We start from the raw sequence: 1,657 nt of genomic DNA on the forward strand, positions 1-1,657 counted from the left end.
TTTTGCAGAATCATAACTGAGCAGGCGCGGGAGACGAGCCAATGGCGCGGTACATCTTCATCACGGGCGGCGTCGTGTCGTCGCTCGGCAAGGGTCTCGCGTCGGCCGCGCTCGGGGCGCTCCTGCAGGCGCGCGGCTATTCGGTGCGGCTCCGGAAGCTCGACCCCTATCTCAACGTCGATCCGGGGACGATGAGCCCGTTCGAGCACGGCGAGGTCTTCGTGACCGACGACGGGGCGGAGACTGATCTCGACCTCGGGCACTACGAGCGGTTCACCGGCGTGGCGGCGCGGCGGACGGATTCGGTCTCCTCGGGGCGGATCTATTCCAACGTGCTCGAGAAGGAGCGGCGCGGCGATTATCTCGGGCGGACCATCCAGGTGATCCCGCACGTCACGAACGAGATCAAGGACTTCCTCCGCATCGGCGAGGACGAGGTCGACTTCATGCTCTGCGAGATCGGCGGCACGGTCGGCGACATCGAGGGGCTGCCCTTCTTCGAGGCGATCCGCCAGTTCGGCCAGGAGAAGCCGCGCGGGCAGTGCATCTACATGCACCTGACGCTGCTTCCCTACATGGCGGCCTCGGGCGAACTGAAGACCAAGCCCACGCAGCATTCGGTGAAGGAGCTGCGCTCGATCGGCATCGCGCCCGACGTGCTGGTCTGCCGCTCGGAGATGGCGATCCCGCCGAAGGAGCGGGAGAAGCTCGCGCTTTTCTGCAATGTGCGGCCGGAGGCGGTGATCGCGGCGCAGGACCTGCGGTCGATCTACGAGGCGCCGCTCGCCTATCACAAGGAAGGGCTCGACCAGGCGGTGCTCGACGCCTTCATGATCTCGCCGGCGCCGCGGCCGAACCTCGGCAAGTGGGAGGACGTGGTCGACCGCATCCACAATCCCGAGGGCGAGGTGACGGTGGCGGTGGTGGGCAAGTACACCCAGCTCGAGGACGCCTACAAGTCGATCGCCGAGGCGCTGACCCACGGCGGGATCGCCAACCGGGTGAAGGTCAGGGCGGAGTGGCTCGACAGCGAGCTGCTGGAGAATCCCGGCGACATCGCGGCGCTGCTGGAGGGGTACAACGCGATCCTGGTGCCGGGCGGGTTCGGCGAGCGCGGGACGGAGGGGAAGATCCGCGCGGCGCAGTTCGCGCGGGAGCGGCAGGTGCCCTATCTCGGGATCTGCCTCGGGATGCAGATGGCGGTGGTCGAGGCGTCGCGGAACCTGCTCGGGCTGCCGGATGCCGGCTCGGAGGAGTTCGACCACGAGGCGGGGGAGCGGCGCTATACCCACGTCATCTACCACCTCAAGGAATGGCTCGAGGGGAACCGGACGATCAAGCGCGAGGTGAGCGACGACAAGGGCGGCACGATGCGGCTCGGCGCCTATGACGCGATCCTGTCGGAGGGGAGCCAGGCGGCGGAGATCTACGAGACGACGACGATCTCGGAGCGGCACCGCCACCGCTACGAGGTGGACATCGCCTATCGCGACAAGCTCGAGGGGTGCGGGCTGTTCTTCTCCGGGCTGTCGCCGGACGGGCGGCTGCCGGAGATCGTCGAGATCCCCGGGCATCCCTGGTTCATCGGGGTGCAGTTCCACCCCGAGCTGAAGTCGAAGCCCTTCGCGCCGCACCCGCTCTTCGCCGACTTCATCCG

General features: G+C 67.6%; 1 protein-coding gene. It reads left to right on the plus strand.

Features of this window, described 5'->3' with window-relative positions:
• Positions 1-41: 41 nt before the first annotated feature.
• Positions 42-1,657, plus strand: a 1,616-nt coding sequence (locus Q0112_RS00120; RefSeq protein WP_297970030.1) for a CTP synthase, incomplete at its 3' end; no start/stop codon positions are given.

The organism is uncultured Amaricoccus sp., from assembly GCF_937858865.1.
Taxonomy (GTDB): domain Bacteria; phylum Pseudomonadota; class Alphaproteobacteria; order Rhodobacterales; family Rhodobacteraceae; genus Amaricoccus.